Origin of the sequence: Marisediminitalea lipolytica, assembly GCF_001758465.1 — a bacterium.
In the GTDB taxonomy this organism is placed as follows: domain Bacteria; phylum Pseudomonadota; class Gammaproteobacteria; order Enterobacterales; family Alteromonadaceae; genus Alteromonas; species Alteromonas lipolytica.
In genome coordinates, this window is record NZ_MJIC01000010.1 from 443,523 (window position 1) to 460,298 (window position 16,776).

13 protein-coding genes are annotated in these 16,776 nt (G+C 48.3%); 8 read left to right on the top strand and 5 right to left on the bottom strand.

Annotated elements, in window-relative coordinates; translation table 11 throughout:
* Positions 1-152: 152 nt before the first annotated feature.
* The 8 genes from BFC17_RS07480 to rpsO all read left to right on the top strand — a co-directional run bounded on the left by BFC17_RS07480 (position 153) and on the right by rpsO (position 11,268).
* The gene (locus BFC17_RS07480) at positions 153-3,455 is read left to right on the top strand and encodes an MHYT domain-containing protein (RefSeq protein WP_070175826.1); all 3,303 of its coding nucleotides are present in this window, start codon (positions 153-155) and stop codon (positions 3,453-3,455) included.
* A gap of 5 nt (positions 3,456-3,460) precedes the next feature.
* Entirely contained in the window at positions 3,461-4,453 is a 993-nt protein-coding gene (locus BFC17_RS07485) for a response regulator (protein WP_070175827.1), read from the top strand.
* Positions 4,454-4,764: 311 nt separating this feature from the next.
* Positions 4,765-5,223, top strand: coding sequence for a ribosome maturation factor RimP (rimP, locus tag BFC17_RS07490; protein WP_070176269.1), 459 nt, complete (start codon positions 4,765-4,767; stop codon positions 5,221-5,223).
* A 48-nt stretch (positions 5,224-5,271) separates the two neighbouring features.
* Positions 5,272-6,765: a transcription termination factor NusA gene (nusA, locus tag BFC17_RS07495; RefSeq protein ID WP_070175828.1), complete on the top strand. Its 1,494-nt coding sequence runs from the start codon at positions 5,272-5,274 to the stop codon at positions 6,763-6,765.
* A 23-nt stretch (positions 6,766-6,788) separates the two neighbouring features.
* Positions 6,789-9,401: a translation initiation factor IF-2 gene (gene infB, locus BFC17_RS07500; protein ID WP_070175829.1), complete on the top strand. Its 2,613-nt coding sequence runs from the start codon at positions 6,789-6,791 to the stop codon at positions 9,399-9,401.
* Between the two features lie 104 nt (positions 9,402-9,505).
* The gene (gene rbfA, locus BFC17_RS07505; protein ID WP_070175830.1) at positions 9,506-9,901 is read left to right on the top strand and encodes a 30S ribosome-binding factor RbfA; all 396 of its coding nucleotides are present in this window, start codon (positions 9,506-9,508) and stop codon (positions 9,899-9,901) included.
* A 6-nt stretch (positions 9,902-9,907) separates the two neighbouring features.
* On the top strand, positions 9,908-10,885 hold the full coding sequence (gene truB / locus BFC17_RS07510; protein ID WP_070175831.1) for a tRNA pseudouridine(55) synthase TruB: 978 nt from the start codon (positions 9,908-9,910) through the stop codon (positions 10,883-10,885).
* A 113-nt stretch (positions 10,886-10,998) separates the two neighbouring features.
* Positions 10,999-11,268: a 30S ribosomal protein S15 gene (gene rpsO, locus BFC17_RS07515; protein ID WP_070175832.1), complete on the top strand. Its 270-nt coding sequence runs from the start codon at positions 10,999-11,001 to the stop codon at positions 11,266-11,268.
* A gap of 63 nt (positions 11,269-11,331) precedes the next feature.
* Here rpsO and BFC17_RS07520 read toward each other — a convergent pair whose 3' ends face one another.
* The 5 genes from BFC17_RS07520 to BFC17_RS07540 form a co-directional block, all read right to left on the bottom strand.
* Entirely contained in the window at positions 11,332-11,790 is a 459-nt protein-coding gene (locus tag BFC17_RS07520) for a hypothetical protein (protein WP_070175833.1), read from the bottom strand.
* 110 nt (positions 11,791-11,900) lie between these two features.
* Entirely contained in the window at positions 11,901-12,671 is a 771-nt protein-coding gene (locus BFC17_RS07525) for an SDR family NAD(P)-dependent oxidoreductase (RefSeq protein WP_070175834.1), read from the bottom strand.
* 193 nt (positions 12,672-12,864) lie between these two features.
* The gene (locus tag BFC17_RS07530; protein ID WP_070175835.1) at positions 12,865-13,404 is read right to left on the bottom strand and encodes a manganese efflux pump MntP; all 540 of its coding nucleotides are present in this window, start codon (positions 13,402-13,404) and stop codon (positions 12,865-12,867) included.
* 126 nt (positions 13,405-13,530) lie between these two features.
* Positions 13,531-15,135 carry a methyl-accepting chemotaxis protein gene (locus tag BFC17_RS07535; protein ID WP_083271629.1) on the bottom strand — a complete coding sequence of 535 codons (1,605 nt, stop codon included), beginning with the start codon at positions 15,133-15,135 and terminating at the stop codon, positions 13,531-13,533.
* A 78-nt stretch (positions 15,136-15,213) separates the two neighbouring features.
* The gene (locus BFC17_RS07540; protein WP_083271630.1) at positions 15,214-16,467 is read right to left on the bottom strand and encodes a cation:proton antiporter; all 1,254 of its coding nucleotides are present in this window, start codon (positions 16,465-16,467) and stop codon (positions 15,214-15,216) included.
* Positions 16,468-16,776 lie beyond the last annotated feature (309 nt).

Consider the following 16,776-nt stretch of genomic DNA (forward strand, 5'->3'; position numbering starts at 1 on the left):
AGTTGCTGCAGACCGTTATTGATTGACATGTGATGTATATAGCGGCAGTCTAATAAAAATAACATGGAAGATTATTTATTTTTATTTATGCATAGCTGGCAAGCAGCGAGGCTTAGTTAGCAAGGTAATTATTGTTTTCTCAGGCCTACTTAATGCAGTTTATTGTTGACCTTTTTTCTATTTCTGACGCTTCGTTACTGCTTGTTGGCGAATACAGTCCCTTGTTAGTCCTCCTTTCTGTTTGTATTGCCGTATTTGCCTCATTTATGGGATTTCAGGTGGCCAGTCAGGCTGGCAGAGCCAGAACCGAGAACGGACGCTGTGGTTTGCTGGCAGTGGGTGCATTTGCTCAGGGCAGTGGTATCTGGTCAATGCATTTTATCGGCATGTTGGCCTTCGAATTGTGCACGCCAGTCTCTTACAGCTGGCACATTACGCTGGTGTCAATGCTCCCCGGCATTGCTGCTGCGTATGTGGCCCTGCGACTGTTAACCGAGCAGAGAATCAGTAATAAGCAAATCATTATCGGCGGGGTCCTGGTAGGCGCTGGTATTGGCGCCATGCATTATATTGGCATGGCGGCCATGGAAATGGCCCCGCTGTTACGCTATGACCTGACTATTTTCCTGCTTTCCATCGTAGTCGCCGTGGTCCTGGCTATGTTGTCGCTGTGGGTACGTCACGGTTTAAAAAGTCTGCTCAAAAACAAATACTCCATGCTGAAAATGAACATGATGGCAAGCGTGGTGATGGGGTGTGCTATTTCGGCGATGCACTACACCGGCATGGCGGCGGCCCGTTTTGTTGCGCCTCCCGGCCTTGAAATATCTGAACAACCTTCAGAAATGTCATTTTATCTGGCCACCAGCGTAACCTTTATTGCCGCTATTATGATAGCGCTGGTGCTGGGAATCAGTTTGTTGGTTAAATACCGTGAGGCCTCTGAAGATGCGCGGCGCTCTCAGGTGCGAATGGTCAGCCTGATGGAATCTGCAATTGAAGGCATTTTGACCATTAACGATGAGGGTATTATTCAAACCGTTAATGAAGCCGTTACCACTATTCTGGGCTGGGAAAGGCTTGAATTAGTGGGTACCCCGCTGGTGAATTTTTTGCCGGAAAACCGCCGCTATTTATACAATGAACGCTTTTTCAAATACGCAGAAGAGCCGGAAGGGGAACAACTTATCGGTAACAGCCGCGACGTCGAAGCCTACACTAAAGACGGCACGATGTTACCTCTACGGATAAGCCTGTCGCGCACGCAGGTGGCCGGAGAATCCCTGTTTATTCTGTTTATTACCGACATCAGTGAGCGACTGGCAATGGAACAGGCCATTCGGGAAAACGAATTAAAGTTTCGTTCACTGATTGCCAATATACCGGGTATCGCTTACCGCTGTTTAAATGAAAAAGACTGGCCGATGGCGTTTATTAGTAATGCGGTAGAGCGGATTACGGGTTATCCGCCTGCTGATTTTTTATTGCCTCATCCTAAGATCAGTTTTGTCGATTTATTTCACCCTGACGATGTGGAAGGTATCGAAAAAGCCCTGGAAGGGCAGTCAGAATATAATATGGAATACCGCATCTATAATCGACAGGGCGATATCCGTTGGTTGCGGGAGCATGGCCGTTATATTCGTGACGAACATGATAACATCCTGTGGCTGGACGGCTTTATTATGGACATCACCGACCGCCGTGAAATGGAAGACGAACTGGTAATTGCCAAAGAGGTTGCAGAGCACGCTGCCGCTTCCCGGGCTGCTTTTCTGGCTAACATGAGCCATGAAATCCGTACGCCAATGAATGCGGTTATCGGGTTTAGTGATATTTTGCTGGATTCGCCGTTAAATACCGAACAGCACAAACACCTTTCGACCATCAATCGTTCTGCTCGTTCGTTACTCCACTTGCTTAACGATATCCTCGATAGTGCCAAACTGGACAAAGGCAAGTTGGAGCTGGAATACACCGATTTCGTGCTCAGTGAAGAAATCGATACGGTTATTTCCACGTTCTGGCTGGAAGCAAAGCGTAAAGGACTGGATTTACAGGTAACACTCGATAGTGACCTGGCCCAGGGCTATCGCGGTGCGCCGGAGCGAATTCGCCAGGTGCTAAGTAACCTGATTGGTAACGCTGTGAAGTTTACCGAGTCTGGTCAGGTAAGTCTGCATGTCAGCCCTGTGGGCGCTGACACGGTTAAATTTGTGATTGCGGATACCGGAATTGGTATGTCGGATGAACAAACCAGCCGGGTATTTGATGCCTTTGCCCAGGCCGATGCGTCCATGTCTCGCCGATTTGGCGGTACTGGTCTTGGGACTACAATCTCTAAACAACTGGTTGAACTAATGGGCGGCACTATTCAGGTAACCAGTGAGCTCGGTAAAGGCACTGAGTTTAGCTTTACCTTACCACTGACAACCCTGACTACAACCAGTCATATCCAACATTTGCACGCTATTCAATTGCCCGCTTTATCTATTCTGATTGTGGATGATATTGAGCAGAACATTGAGTTGCTGAATTTGTTGCTCAAGCGTGCCGGTCACAGTGTGGATATCGGTCGTGATGGCGAACAAGCACTGCAGTTGATGCAACAGCACAGCTATGATGTGGTGCTGATGGATTTGCAAATGCCAGTGCTCGACGGTTTGAGTGCAGCGCAGCAGCGACGGGAGTATGAACAGCAGAATGGCTTTAAACCAACGCCGATAATCGCACTGACAGCCAGCGTATTACCACAGGATAAAAAATCCGCTATCGAGGCCGGCATGGAAGGTTTTGCTAATAAACCTATTGATTTTCCGGTGTTGTGTAACGAAATCGCGCGGGTGCTTGGCATTCAGGGGACAGCGCTGGCAACGCGGCCAGAACCACAAAATGCTGAGCTAATTGACTGGTCCCGGGGCGAGAGTCTGTGGGGTTCACGGCATAAACTGGTAAAAGAGATTAAACGCTTTAGCGAGGATATGTTGCTCGAACAAGGGCAGTTTATCCAGTTAGCAGAGCACTCCCGGTTTAACGAACTCAAAGCCATGGCGCACCGCTTTAAAGGCGTCGCTGGTAATCTGGGCTTAATGAAAATAATGTTAGCCTGTAAAAAGATTGAACATGAATGCATAGAGCAGCTTCTGCCTGTTGCCACCATTACGGAGCTATACGGCTTAGTTGGCGCGGTAACTGAGGAGCTTGAAAACGAACAGGACATTGCCAGGGAGCAGGCGGACCAGGTTAATACGGCTGAACTTTCCGCTATACTTAAACGCGTGTATCAATCGGTTAATAATAACCGTATTGAAGAGTCTGAACTGAATTTGCTGGGGAGCTATACCCATAGCGTCTATGCCATTGAGATTCAGGCTGTACTGGACGCCATTGAAGATTTTGAATTTGAACAGGCGATGACCATGTTGTCGGCCTTAATCAGCCAAATAGATGAATAAATACCATGCAAACCACAGGGCTTAAATCCACCATACTGGTGGTTGACGACGAACCGGCAAACCTGAGGGTGCTCAAGCACCTGTTAGGCGATCATTATACGCTGGCGTTTGCCAAGAACGGCGCTGAAGCGCTGAGAGTGGCCGAAGCGCAACTGCCGGATCTTATTTTGCTGGATGTAATGATGCCAGGCATGACCGGTTTTGAGGTTTGCAAAGCGTTAAAAGAAAAATTGCTTACTCGGGCCATTCCGGTGATTTTTGTAACGGCGCTTAGCGAAGAGCAGGACGAAGCTGAGGGATTCGCGGTTGGCGGCGTGGATTATATTACTAAACCCATCTCTCCTTCTGTGGTAAAAGCCCGGGTTAAGACCCATTTGTCGCTGGTGCAGGCCGATGAGCTTAAACGAACCCGGCTGCAGGTGGTGCAGCGTCTTGGCAGGGCGGCGGAGTATAAGGATAACGAAACCGGAATGCATGTGCTCAGAATGAGTCATTATTCCAAGGTACTGGCACTGGCCTATGGCTTTAATGAAGATCAGGCAGAAACGCTGCTGCATGCTGCGCCTATGCACGATATCGGTAAAATAGGCATTCCTGATCACATAATGTTAAAACCCGGCAAACTGTCCGATGAAGAGTTTGCGGTGATGAAAACTCATCCACAGATTGGCGCTGAGATTCTGGGCGAGGCCGACTCAGATTTACTGCGTATTGCCAAATCGGTGGCGTTATCCCATCACGAAAAATGGGATGGTTCAGGTTATCCTCTTGGCCTTAAAGGAGAAGAGATTCCGGTAGAAGGGCGGATTGTGGCCGTGGCCGACGTGTTTGATGCCTTAACCAGTAAACGCCCTTATAAAGAAGCCTGGACGGTGGAAAAAACCCTCAGTGTTATGAAAAACGAAAGTGGTAAACACTTTGAGCCTTACCTGATTGAGTTACTCGAACAGAATCTGGAAGAAATTCTGACCATTAAAGAGCGTTGGAAAGAAGATTAAATTATCGTGACAATCCCCATTGGCTGAGGATTGCCGGTTGCTATATCGCCACATTGGCAGTATAATCTCCCGCAGTTTATGGCTCGTACCGAAAATATTCATGGTTTGGTATGCTGGCTTTACTGGTTATTTAGCTTTTCACTTAGCAAAATAACCTTGCCTGATGTGGGCAAAAGGGACCGAATTTTTATTGCAAAAAGCCCCGTTTAATCGGGGCTTTTTGTTAATTCGCTCTCACGCACAAAGCGATACCAAATTAAGGTATCAGTATATTGGGCATTATGCCCTTTTTTCGTTTTTGGAGGTTTGGATTGTCAAGGCTAGAGCAACGTTTAAGCGAAATGTTGAATCCGGCGGTGGAAGCATTAGGGTTTGAGTTACTGGGTGTGGAGTTTGTTCGCGCCGGTAAACACTCGATCCTGCGGGTTTACATTGATCATGAGAATGGCATCAACGTAGATGATTGTGCGGATGTCAGCCATCAGGTCAGTGCGATCCTGGATGTGGAAGATCCAATCAATACTGAATACAACTTAGAAGTTTCATCACCTGGTATGGACCGCCCTTTATTTAAAGAAGCGCATTATGCTCAGGTGGTGGGTGAAACCGTCGCTGTCAGAATGGCATTGCCGTTGGATAACCGACGCAATTTCAAGGGGAAATTACTGGCGTGTGAAAATGGCACGTTAACAATCGAAATCGATGGCGAGCAATTTGAATTGCCGGTCAGCGGGATTGAAAAAGGTAATTTAGTTCCAACATTCGAATAATACGGAATAACGCTGCGTGCCCAACAGCATGCAAACAGTGAGGCAACAATGAATAAAGAAATTTTGTTAGTGGCAGAAGCCGTTTCTAATGAAAAACAAGTGCCAAGAGAAAAGATTTTTGAGGCGTTAGAATTTGCCATCGCCAGTGCCACGAAAAAGAAAAACGAAGGCGAAATTGAAGTACGGGTAAGTATCAACCGTGAAACCGGTGATTTTGATACTTTCCGTCGTTGGCTGGTTATCGAAGATGATCAGGAGCAGGAAAACCCGTTTGCAGAATTAACCCTGTCGGCGGCACAAATTGATGAGCCGGACATTAAGGTAGGCGATTACGTAGAAGAGCAAATCGAATCTATCGCGTTCGACCGTATCACCACGCAAACCGCCAAACAGGTAATCGTACAAAAAGTACGTGAAGCTGAACGTGCGCAAATGATTGCTGAATACGAAGACAAAGTAGGTGAGCTGGTAACCGGTACTGTTAAGAAAGTTAACCGTGACAACATCATTATCGATTTAGGTAACAACGCCGAAGGCGTGATTTACCGCGATGATATGCTGCCACGCGAAACCTTCCGTCCGGGCGACCGCGTTCGCGGATTACTGTATGTTATCCGCCCTGAAGCGCGTGGTGCTCAGCTGTTCGTCAGCCGTACCCACCCGGAAATGCTGGTAGAATTGTTCCGTCTGGAAGTTCCAGAAATTGCTGAAGAAACCCTCGAAATCAAATCCGCAGCACGTGACCCGGGCTCGCGGGCAAAAATCGCGGTTAAGACTAACGATAAGCGTCTTGATCCGGTTGGTGCCTGTGTGGGCATGCGTGGTTCACGGGTACAGGCTGTATCTGGTGAGCTGGGCGGTGAGAGAGTAGATATTGTGCTGTGGGATGAGAACCCGGCGCAATTTGTTATCAACGCAATGGCACCTGCAGAAGTTGCCTCAATTGTTGTTGATGAAGACACGCACACCATGGAAGTGGCAGTAGAAGCCGATAACCTGGCACAGGCTATCGGTCGTAGTGGTCAAAACGTTCGTCTGGCAAGTCAGCTGACTGGCTGGGAACTGAATGTCATGACCATTGAAGATTTGAACCAGAAACACCAGGCAGAAAACGAGAAAGTTCTGGCGGTATTTGTTGACGGTCTGGACATTGATGAAGATTTTGCATCAGTGTTGGTTGAAGAAGGCTTTACCTCACTTGAAGAAGTGGCGTACGTACCGGTAAGTGAATTACTGGCTATCGACGGCCTGGACGAAGAGACTGTTGAAGAATTACGTAACCGTGCACGTGCAGCACTGACCACTCAGGCACTGGCTAACGAGGAATCACTCGAAAGCTCAGAGCCTAAAGAGGAACTGCTGAACCTCGAAGGTATGGACAAGCACCTGGCATACGTTCTGGCAAGTAGAGGTATCATCGATTTAGAAGCGCTGGCAGAACAGGGCACCGATGATATCAGTGATATAGAAGGACTGGACGAAGAAAATGCAGGTGCGTTGATTATGGCCGCACGTAATATTGTCTGGTTCAACGAAGAATAGGTCGACAAGGGGAAAAACGCGTAATGGCAGATGTATCCATTGAAAAACTCGCCAGTGATATCGGGACAAGCGTTGACCGGTTAGTGAGTCAGTTTAGCGACGCCGGCATTAAAAAAGCCGCTGGTGAAAGCGTGACTGAAGATGAAAAACGCAAATTGCTGGACCACCTGAGCAAACAGCACGGTGGTACCAATGCAGGTGCAGAACCTAAAAAAATGACGCTGCAACGTAAGACAACCAGTACGTTAAGCGTAGGTAAATCGAAAGAAGTAAAAGTAGAAGTTCGTAAGAAGAAAACTTACGTAAAACGCACTGACATTGAAGAACAGCGTCAGGCCGAAGAAGAAGCCAAACGCCGCGAAGAAGAAGCGCGACTAAAACGTGAAGCGGAAGAAAAAGCCGCCGAAGACGCGCGTAAAGCGGCTGAAGAAAAAGCCCGTAAGGCAGAAGAAGCCCGTAAAGCGGCGGAAGAAGAAAAAGCCCGCCGCGCTGAAAAAGCCAAGCAGGAAGCCGCTGCTCGCGCCGAAGCTGAATCAGAACTAACTGAAGAAGAAAAACAGGAGCAGGAAGCTGCTCGTCAGGAAGAAGAGCGTCTGCGCAAGCAACAGGAAGAAGAAGCCCAGCGTAAGCTTGAAGAAGACGCGAAAAAAGCGGCTGAAGAAGCCCGCAAGCTGGCAGAAGAAAACGAACGTCGCTGGAAAGAAGAAGAAGAGCGTCGTAAGCAAGCCGAAGCTGAAGAAGTGCACATGCACTCTAACCGCTACGCACAGGAAGCTGAAGACGAAGAAGATATGCAGGTTGAGCGTTCTTCACGTCGTCGTAAGAAGCCGAAGAAAAATGCCAGCGAAAGCTTAAAGCAAGGCTTTAACAAGCCAGCTGCGCCGGTTGAGCGTGTGGTTAAGCTGGGCGAAACCATCACCGTAGGTGAACTGGCCAGCCGCTTAGCGATTAAGGTGCAGGAAGTCATTAAAGCCATGATGAAAATGGGCGAAATGGCGACCATTAACCAGGTACTGGATCAGGATACAGCCGTACTGGTTGTTGAAGAAATGGGTCATAAATATGAACTGGTTAACGATAACGCGCTGGAAGACGAGCTGTTAGCAGAATCCGGAGCTGGCGAGAAAGATACTCGTGCACCGGTTGTTACCATCATGGGTCACGTAGACCACGGTAAAACTTCATTACTGGATTATATTCGTCGCGCTAAAGTAGCTGCCGGTGAAGCGGGTGGTATTACGCAGCACATTGGTGCTTACAGCGTAGACACCGATCTGGGTAAGATTACTTTCCTGGATACTCCCGGACACGCCGCGTTTACTGCTATGCGTGCACGTGGTGCCACTGCTACGGATATCGTCGTACTGGTTGTTGCAGCGGATGACGGTGTGATGCCGCAAACCAAAGAAGCGGTTCAGCACGCTCGCGCTGCGGGTGTACCGCTGATTATTGCGGTTAACAAGATGGATAAAGAAAGTGCGGATCCGGATCGGGTTAAAACCGAGCTGTCGCAACTGGAAGTTATTTCAGAAGAGTGGGGCGGTGAGCACCAGTTTGTTAACGTATCGGCCAAAACCGGTATGGGTGTGGATGAGCTGTTAGAAGCCATTTCACTGCAAGCGGAAGTGCTGGATCTTAAAGCCACGCCAACCGGACCTGGTCGCGGTATCGTAATTGAATCACGTCTGGATAAAGGTCGTGGTCCCATTGCCTCGGTACTGGTTCAGGAAGGTCAGGTTAAAGCAGGTGATATCCTGCTGTGTGGTGAAGAATACGGTCGTGTTCGTGCCATGCGTGACGAAAACGGTCAGGACGTAAAACTGGCTGGTCCGTCTACGCCGGTAGAGATTTTAGGTCTTTCTGGTGTACCGGTTGCCGGTGAAGATGCCCTGGTGGTGTCTGATGAGCGTAAAGCTCGTGAAGTGGCTGGTAAGCGTCATCAGAAGAAACGTGAACTGAAACTGGCTCGCCAGCAGAAAGCGAAACTGGAAAACATGTTTGCGAACATGGAAGCCGGTGATGTCAGCGAACTGAACATCGTATTGAAAGCTGACGTTCAGGGCTCTGTGGAAGCGATTTCTGAATCACTGATGAAGCTGTCTACCAGCGAAGTGAAAGTGAACATCGTGGGTAGTGGTGTTGGTGGTATCACCGAAACCGATGCCAGCTTAGCCGCAGCATCAAGCGCTATTATCGTTGGTTTTAACGTTCGTGCGGATGCAACTGCTCGTCGCGTTATCGAAGCCGAAGAAATTGATTTACGTTACTACAGTGTTATCTACGACCTGATTGACGAAGTGAAAGCGGCCATGAGTGGTATGCTGGCACCAGAGTTCAAACAGGAAATCATGGGTCTTGCCGAAGTTCGTGACGTGTTTAAGTCACCGAAGCTGGGCGCGATTGCTGGTTGTATGGTAACTGAGGGTACCGTTAAACGTAGTAACCCGATCCGCGTACTGCGTGACAACGTGGTTATCTACGAAGGTGAACTGGAATCACTGCGTCGCTTTAAAGACGACGTACAGGAAGTTCGTAACGGTATGGAATGTGGTATCGGCGTTAAGAACTACAACGACGTTAAAGTGGGCGACCAAATTGAGGTCTTCCAGGTTGTTGAAGTTAAACGCGAAATCTAACCTCAGCGAATAAAGAAAGTTGAGCGGGGGCGTTAATGCCCCCGCTTTTGTCTGTGCAGTAAGTGGCAAGTCCCAGTTATTGCAAAACAGAAAGGAGAGTAACGATGGCTCGGGAATTTTCTCGAACAGATCGGGTTGCCCAGCAAATCCACAAAGAAGTGGCCAGTTTGCTGCAAAACGAATATAAGCATCGGGTCGGTAATTTACCGTTTATCACAGTGTCTGATGTAGAAGTCTCACGGGACTTAGCTCATGCAAAAGTGTTTATCACTTTTTACAACAGTGACGAAGCCGAAGTAAAAACACAGATGAAGCAACTGGTTGAGCACAAAGGGTTCCTGCGCAGTTTGCTGGCAAAGCGTATTCGTATGCGTGCTGTGCCTGATTTACATTTCTTCGAAGATAAGTCGATTACCGAAGGGATGCGAATTTCCAACCTGGTGAGTGAAACTATCGCTCGTGATAAAGCGCGTTCTAATAACGACGACGAGCAGGAATAACACATCATGGCAAGAAAACGCAAAGGCCGTGCAGTTAACGGCATTGTGTTAATTGATAAGCCCCTGGGCGGCTCATCAAACCAGATTTTACAAAAAGTACGCTGGATTTATCAGGCTCAGAAAGCCGGCCATACCGGCGCTTTGGATCCACTGGCAACCGGTATGCTGCCAGTGTGCCTGGGCGAGGCGACAAAGTTCTCCCAATTCTTACTCGACGCTGAGAAGGAATACGAAGTCACGGCTAAACTCGGGATCCGCACTACCACGTCGGATGCTGATGGCGATATCGTAGAAGAACGCGAAGTCACTTGTAGCGAAGACGAAGTCCGTGCTGCCTGCTTGTCTTTTCTGGGCAGCAGTAAACAAGTACCTTCTATGTTCTCGGCGTTAAAGTATCAGGGTAAACCGCTGTATTATTACGCCAGACAAGGTATCGATGTACCCCGGGAAGCGCGGGATATCACTATCTTTGAACTGGAAATAACCCGTGTAGCCTTACCCGAAGTCGATATGCGGGTTCGTTGCAGCAAGGGCACTTATATTCGTTCTCTGGTAGACGATATCGGCCAGCAGCTGGGTTGTGGCGCTTATGTTACCCGCTTGCACCGCACTAAAGTGGCAGACTATCCCACCGCGAACATGATTTCGGTTGAAGCGTTGGAAGCCATGGTGGCACAGGATATCAGTGAGCGTGATTATGCCGCAATCGATGCACTGTTGTTGCCCATGGATACCGCAGTTAAAACCTTACCCGCCGTCGAATTATCGGCCGCTGAAGCCGATCGTTTACAGCATGGTCAAAGTGTTACGCCCCTGGGTGATATGGCGTTAGCGCAAGGCCAGCAGTATCGTATTTATGACACGGGCAGCGAGCCCGCCCGGTTCTTAGGCGTGGGCGAGGGAGTCTGTGCTCCCAAAGATCAAAAAGCACCCGCCGAGCAGGTTTTTGTGGCCCCGCGACGCAGTGTGGTTTACAGCGATTAATGGTTAAATGCGTAAAATAACTTGCGCACAAAGTGCGGCCAAGTATAATACGCGCTCAGTTTTGCCAGACTGAATTAGTGATCGGTCGGGCAGTTTCAAAACAGGAGAAAATTATGTCACTAACTAAAGAAGAAACCGCAAGCATTGTTGCAGAATATGGCGTTAAAGAAGGTGATACTGGTTCACCTGAAGTACAGGTTGCACTGTTAACGCACAACATCAACAAGCTGCAATCACACTTCTCATCAAATAAGAAAGATCACCACTCACGTCGTGGTCTGCTGCGCATGGTTAGCCAGCGTCGTAAACTGCTTGATTACCTGAAAGGTAAAAATGCAGAGCGTTATCTTGACCTGATCAAGCGTCTTGGCCTGCGTCGCTAATAGCGATTCGCCAACGCAAAAAGCGCCTTTATGGCGCTTTTTTTGTATCTGCTGACAACCAGATTATTTGGCGGCAAGCACGTACTGGTCTGCATTTTTAATCTGCTCACAGGGGAGCTGGCGTAAACGGTAACCCGATACCACCCAATTGACTCCAGCCACGTTCTGCGGATTAACTTCTGCCATTAAACACAATCTTTGCTTAGGCTGGATGTCGAGACTAAGTTCGTTACTCCAATCGGCATGGGCGCGGATTTTAAAGGTTTTAAAGCCGGGTTCTATATTAATGTTGGTGAATTGTTTTGGTGCCAGTGAAACAAAGTAATTATCATCCCAACCAATGTAAACATCAGTCAGACTGCCCTGAAGCTCATCAGAGCGGTAGATTGTGATACTGGCTGCGGTGTCGGTTGCCGCTTTTGGTAATACTGACTTTGAGACACAGCCTGTGGTAATACCGGATACCAGTGCCAGCATGCCAAGCGTAATAATCGGTTTTAACGCAGGAAATTGATTAAACATTGTGATGACCTCGGTTATTCAGGTTAACCGCAATGTTAGGTGGGCCGGGGTGAAACAGAGGTAAAAAAGCCAGCACGAAGGCTGGCCTGGCTTGAAATTAGATGGAAGGCTTACAGGAAACCACCATTATCAACCTGGATAACCTGGCCGGTTACCGCTTTACCCATTTCACTGGCCAGATAAAGGGCGGCATATGCCTGATCACGCGGCTCTACTGATGGTACTGTGGTGTTGGTGTACTTGTCTGAGAACTCCAGCATAACGTCACCGCCTTCCTGTTCGCCTGCGGCCCAGGCTCTGGCGGCGTCAGTATCGGTTACACCCGGTGCAATGGCGTTACAACGAATATTGGTACCAGACAGGCGAATTGCGATATTTTTAGTCATGGTATTCACGCCGCCCTTAGTAGTGGTGTAGGCCACACCACAAATAGGTAGTACACCATTTACCGAAGACACATTAATAATCCGGCCCTCGTTTCGCGGCATAAAGTGATTAACGGCTTCGCGACAGAAGCGGAATACGCCAGAGAGATTCAGTTCGATAATTTTAGCCCAGTGTTCATCCGAGGTTTGCTCAACGGCAAACATTTCACCCACACCGGCATTGTTAACCATAATGTCAACCTGACCAAAGGTATCGATAGCCTTGGAAAACACGTTTTTAGGCGCTTCAGGATCGCTTGAATCGGCAACCATGCCGATGGCTTTACCCTGACCTTTAGCGTTTATTTTGTCTACTGCAGTTTCGATTTCATCCTGGTGCAAAGCGGTCAGGACGACGTTAGCGCCTTCTTCCGCAAACAGTTCTGCAATCGCAAAACCAATACCTTTTGATGCACCGGTAACAATGGCTGTCTTGCCTTCCAGCATGTTAATCATAACTTTATCCCTTAATGTTTTGTTGGCACTGTGTAGCAGAGAAAGTAGAAAAGACACCAGCGCCAGTGAAGAAAAAAATCACTCAATGAGTGTCACTAATCACTACGGGACAAAACGAAAAAGGGGACATTCATATCACTTAGTACTCTGATTCATTAAACAAACCAGCGTGAAGCAGTGTCCCCTAAAATGGTTAAAATAGCAGAATCTTAACCCCGATCAGGATAAGTACCACGCCACCTAAGATTTCAGCTTTACTCTCCAGCCAGGTGCCGGTTTTGGCCCCAATATGCACCCCAAGGAAACTGAAAACAAAGGTTACAACGCCAATGAGCAGGCAGGCCAGAAAAGCGTTAAAGTCGAGCAAAGTTAAGGTAAAGCCTGCAGCCATGGCATCTATACTGGTGGCTATTGCCAGTACCAACATAACCCGTGGTGTAATTTGTGCGATATCTTCTTCGATACCCTCCGACAGCGCTTCGTAAATCATCTTGCCACCGATAATGACTAACAGGATAAAGGCAATCCAGTGCGCAAAATCACCAATAAAGCCGAGCAAGCCCTGACCACCAAGATAGCCGATTAACGGCATTAGTCCCTGAAACAAACCAAAATAAAGGGCCGCGGAAAGTGACAGCGACCGGGCGCTGACAACGTGCTTGGAACCCAGACCAATAGATACCGCAAAGGCATCCATGCTAAGTGCAAGAGCGAGAATAAAAACGTCGAGCATAAATCTACCTGAATAAAGAGATGACAGTGTCAGAGTGGTTATCAAAACGGCTGCCAGTGTAACGGACAGACAAGGCCAGACGCTACCTTGTTGACGGCGTTTTGCACTCATCTCATCGAAATCAGCTCAACTGAGTTTATAGGTAGAAGCAATATTACTGAGGTTAGTCATAAGATTGCTGAGCTCATTTGCCTGAGCCCGGGTAATTTCACTTTGTTGTTGTAACTGTCTGGCCTGATGATTAATGCTGTTCACCTGTTGCTGAATAGCAGTGGTGGACTGTGCCGCCTGTTGTGTGGAGTTTGCCAGAAGCTGATTATTATCACTGAGTGTCAGGACACTTTGCTGGCTATGTTTAAGCGACAGTACCGTTTGACTGGCCTGATGGAAGGCTTCGGCAGTGTGCTGGATATTGCTCTGCATACTGACAACCGTACCACTGATAGATTCGACTATCCGGGCTAAAATTGTGTTGATTTGGTGAGTCGATTCCTGGGTGCGCGATGCCAGGGTGCGCACCTCATCAGCAACTACCGCAAATCCGCGGCCATGCTGGCCGGCTCGGGCTGCTTCAATAGCGGCGTTTAGTGCCAGCAAATTGGTTTGGTCAGCAATATCAGCAATCACCTTTACCACTGAACTTACCTGATCGCCCGCGGCTTGCAAGGACGACAATTGCTGTGAAGACTGATTGATTTCTTCCTGTAAGCTGGCAATTTGGTTGGCGCTAACGGCTACTTCCTGTTTGCCCTGATTGACCAGTTCAGCGGTTAACCTGGCCGAATCTGATGCCGCTACAGAGTCGTCAGATGCGGCGAAGATCTGTTGACCAACCCCGGCAATGGCGCTGTTTAACTGTTCTGCCAGGTTGGTAAACAACTGCGCTTGCTGGCCAGACGAAGAGGCGGACTGATTAAGTGTCCGGCTGGAATGTTGTAGCTGGGCAACCATCGTATTCAAGGCCGTATAATCATGCTCAATCGCAGTAATTAAATGGCTCAGCGCGTTAACAACCTGCCCGAGTTCGTCGTTATCTGTTGGCGGTAATGTCACCGCTAAGTTTTTGTCATGACTCAAACTGTTCAGTGAGCGGGTAATTAATTGTAATGGCACCACCAGTTTTCGATGCAGATAGCGATAAGAAAACAAGGCGATTATAAGGACTAAGGCAATGGAGAGGTAACTAATCCAGCGTATTACCTCAATGGTGTGACTGACTTCGGTGGTAGCGGTAAAGACCTGCTGCCCCGATTGCTGACTGAGCTGATTCAATGCCTCCCGACTGGCGTTCTTGGCCTGTTCGATAACCGACAAAGCCGCTCTGGCAGCATCCCAGTCGATATTTTCATTGCTTAAAATCCGTTTCAGTGAATCCATGGCGACAAACAGCGACTGAATGTGCGTTGTTACCTTATCGGCAGGTAACAGATGTTGAGCCTGGATCTGGTTTAAATGCTCAAGTAATTTTTGCTTTTGCAAAGCGTAGCGGGTTGTGTAATCCGCTTTCTCGATGGTGTAGCCATACAGGGCAAAGCTCAGGTTGTGCAATTGCGCCAGCTCATCCTGCGCCTGCTGTAATAATGTAAAAGCGGGCAGGGTGTGCGCCGTAAAGACGTTATTCTGGCGGTTAATATGGCTCAGACTTAGTTGCAGCATCATGCCGGCAATAATCATTGCGGTGGCCAGCACCAGGTAACCCAGCATGACTTTCCGGCTTATGGAATTTAACATTTTGATACTCAGCACAGCAGATATACCAATCCTGACCGGTATCACTGAATTTTTATTTCAATGAGTAAGGGACATCTGTCAGGTTACTGTCTTCTGGATTTTTGCGTAACGCTTCTTCCATGCGCTGATTGTCAGTGGCACAGATACATTCAGCAAAAATGCAACCAGCATAAGCGTGTAAAATGCCTCCTGATTAAGAATGTGGTTTTGCACATAGGCAATGTCCATTACCACGAACGCCAGTTCCGCCCGGCCTAACATGCCAAAGCCAATTAACCAGCTGGATGGCCAGTCAAAGCCGCCGGTCCAGCGGGCAGCAAGGCCAGCCGATAATACCTGACCAATGAATAACGCGATAAATAAGGTCACGCTTTCAAACAGCACAGATATAAAGATATCCAGCTCGAACATGAGCTTAGTGCCTAAGGAAACAAAGAAGATTGGACCAATCCACGAAAAAGCCGCGTTATCGATGATTTCCCGGGAATGCTGGTAATGATCACGGCCTTGTTCCTGGTGAAAATCGAAGTATTCACGGCGAACAATGAGTCCGGCCATGTACGCGCCAACGGCCGGATGAAAACCGAATTCGTGGGCAATCAGACCCACGACCACCGCAATCAGTAGCAGAGAAAGTACCGTGTACTGCCCCTGGCCCATAGCGAGCACCCGGCTCAAATGCAGCTTTCTTAAAAAAGGGATTTTGGCGGCTCTGCCTACCCGGGCCGGAAATAACCAGGCGCCCATAATGGTGACCAGGGCAAAAAAGACAATGGCTTTACCGAGGATGGTAAAAATGCCGGTAATGCTGACAGTAGCCGTACCTACCGCGATGGGGACGAGAATAGCTACCAGGGCCAGTGAAGCAATGTCATCCAGCACCGCTGATGTCATAATACCGGTGGCGGCCGGGGTTTTGCTTAAGCCTTCGCTTTTAAGTGACACCATAGTGAGCGACACCGCAGTCGCGGTCATCGCCAGGGCCACAAACAACGAGATATTGTGCTGGCCCCAAAACCAGTCGGCAAACAGATACCCTACGCCAAAGGGCACGACAGCGCCAAATAAAGCAATGCCCCAGCTACGCTTGATACCGGTAATAAAACTGGCCGTATTTTCTTCAAACCCAATGGCAAACATAATGATAATGATGCCCAGTTCTGCCAGATCCTGAATAAATACCGGCAGTGCTGTGGGAAGAATGCCCAGGTTGACAAACACGGCGCCAAAAAAGAGGTACCATAAAACCGGGGTCAGGCGCGTGCGATGGGCAAAGTAGGATGCCACAAAAACACTCACCCACATGGTGGCTAATACGGCTAAATCATGCATGAAACTTTCCGGCTGGTTAAAATTTCATCCTGCCAGATAACGCCCGCTAAAAATTGATGCTGATCATTTAAAAATCAATTAGATAGATTATGAAGCCAATGCAGACTGATTTTTGACGACATAAACCGCCTTTTCATTTCGCTGTTTAACGAAGACCGTAACTCGCCGTTGGTCAGTATAATTGCATCAGTAGCCACTAAAAATTACTGCTAGGACTCAAAGAGTAGTTGATTTAGGATTTTGCAACTTGGATTTCGGTTTCGACGATGATGATAAAGTGTCAACAAAATTTACAGTGGACTGCGAAGT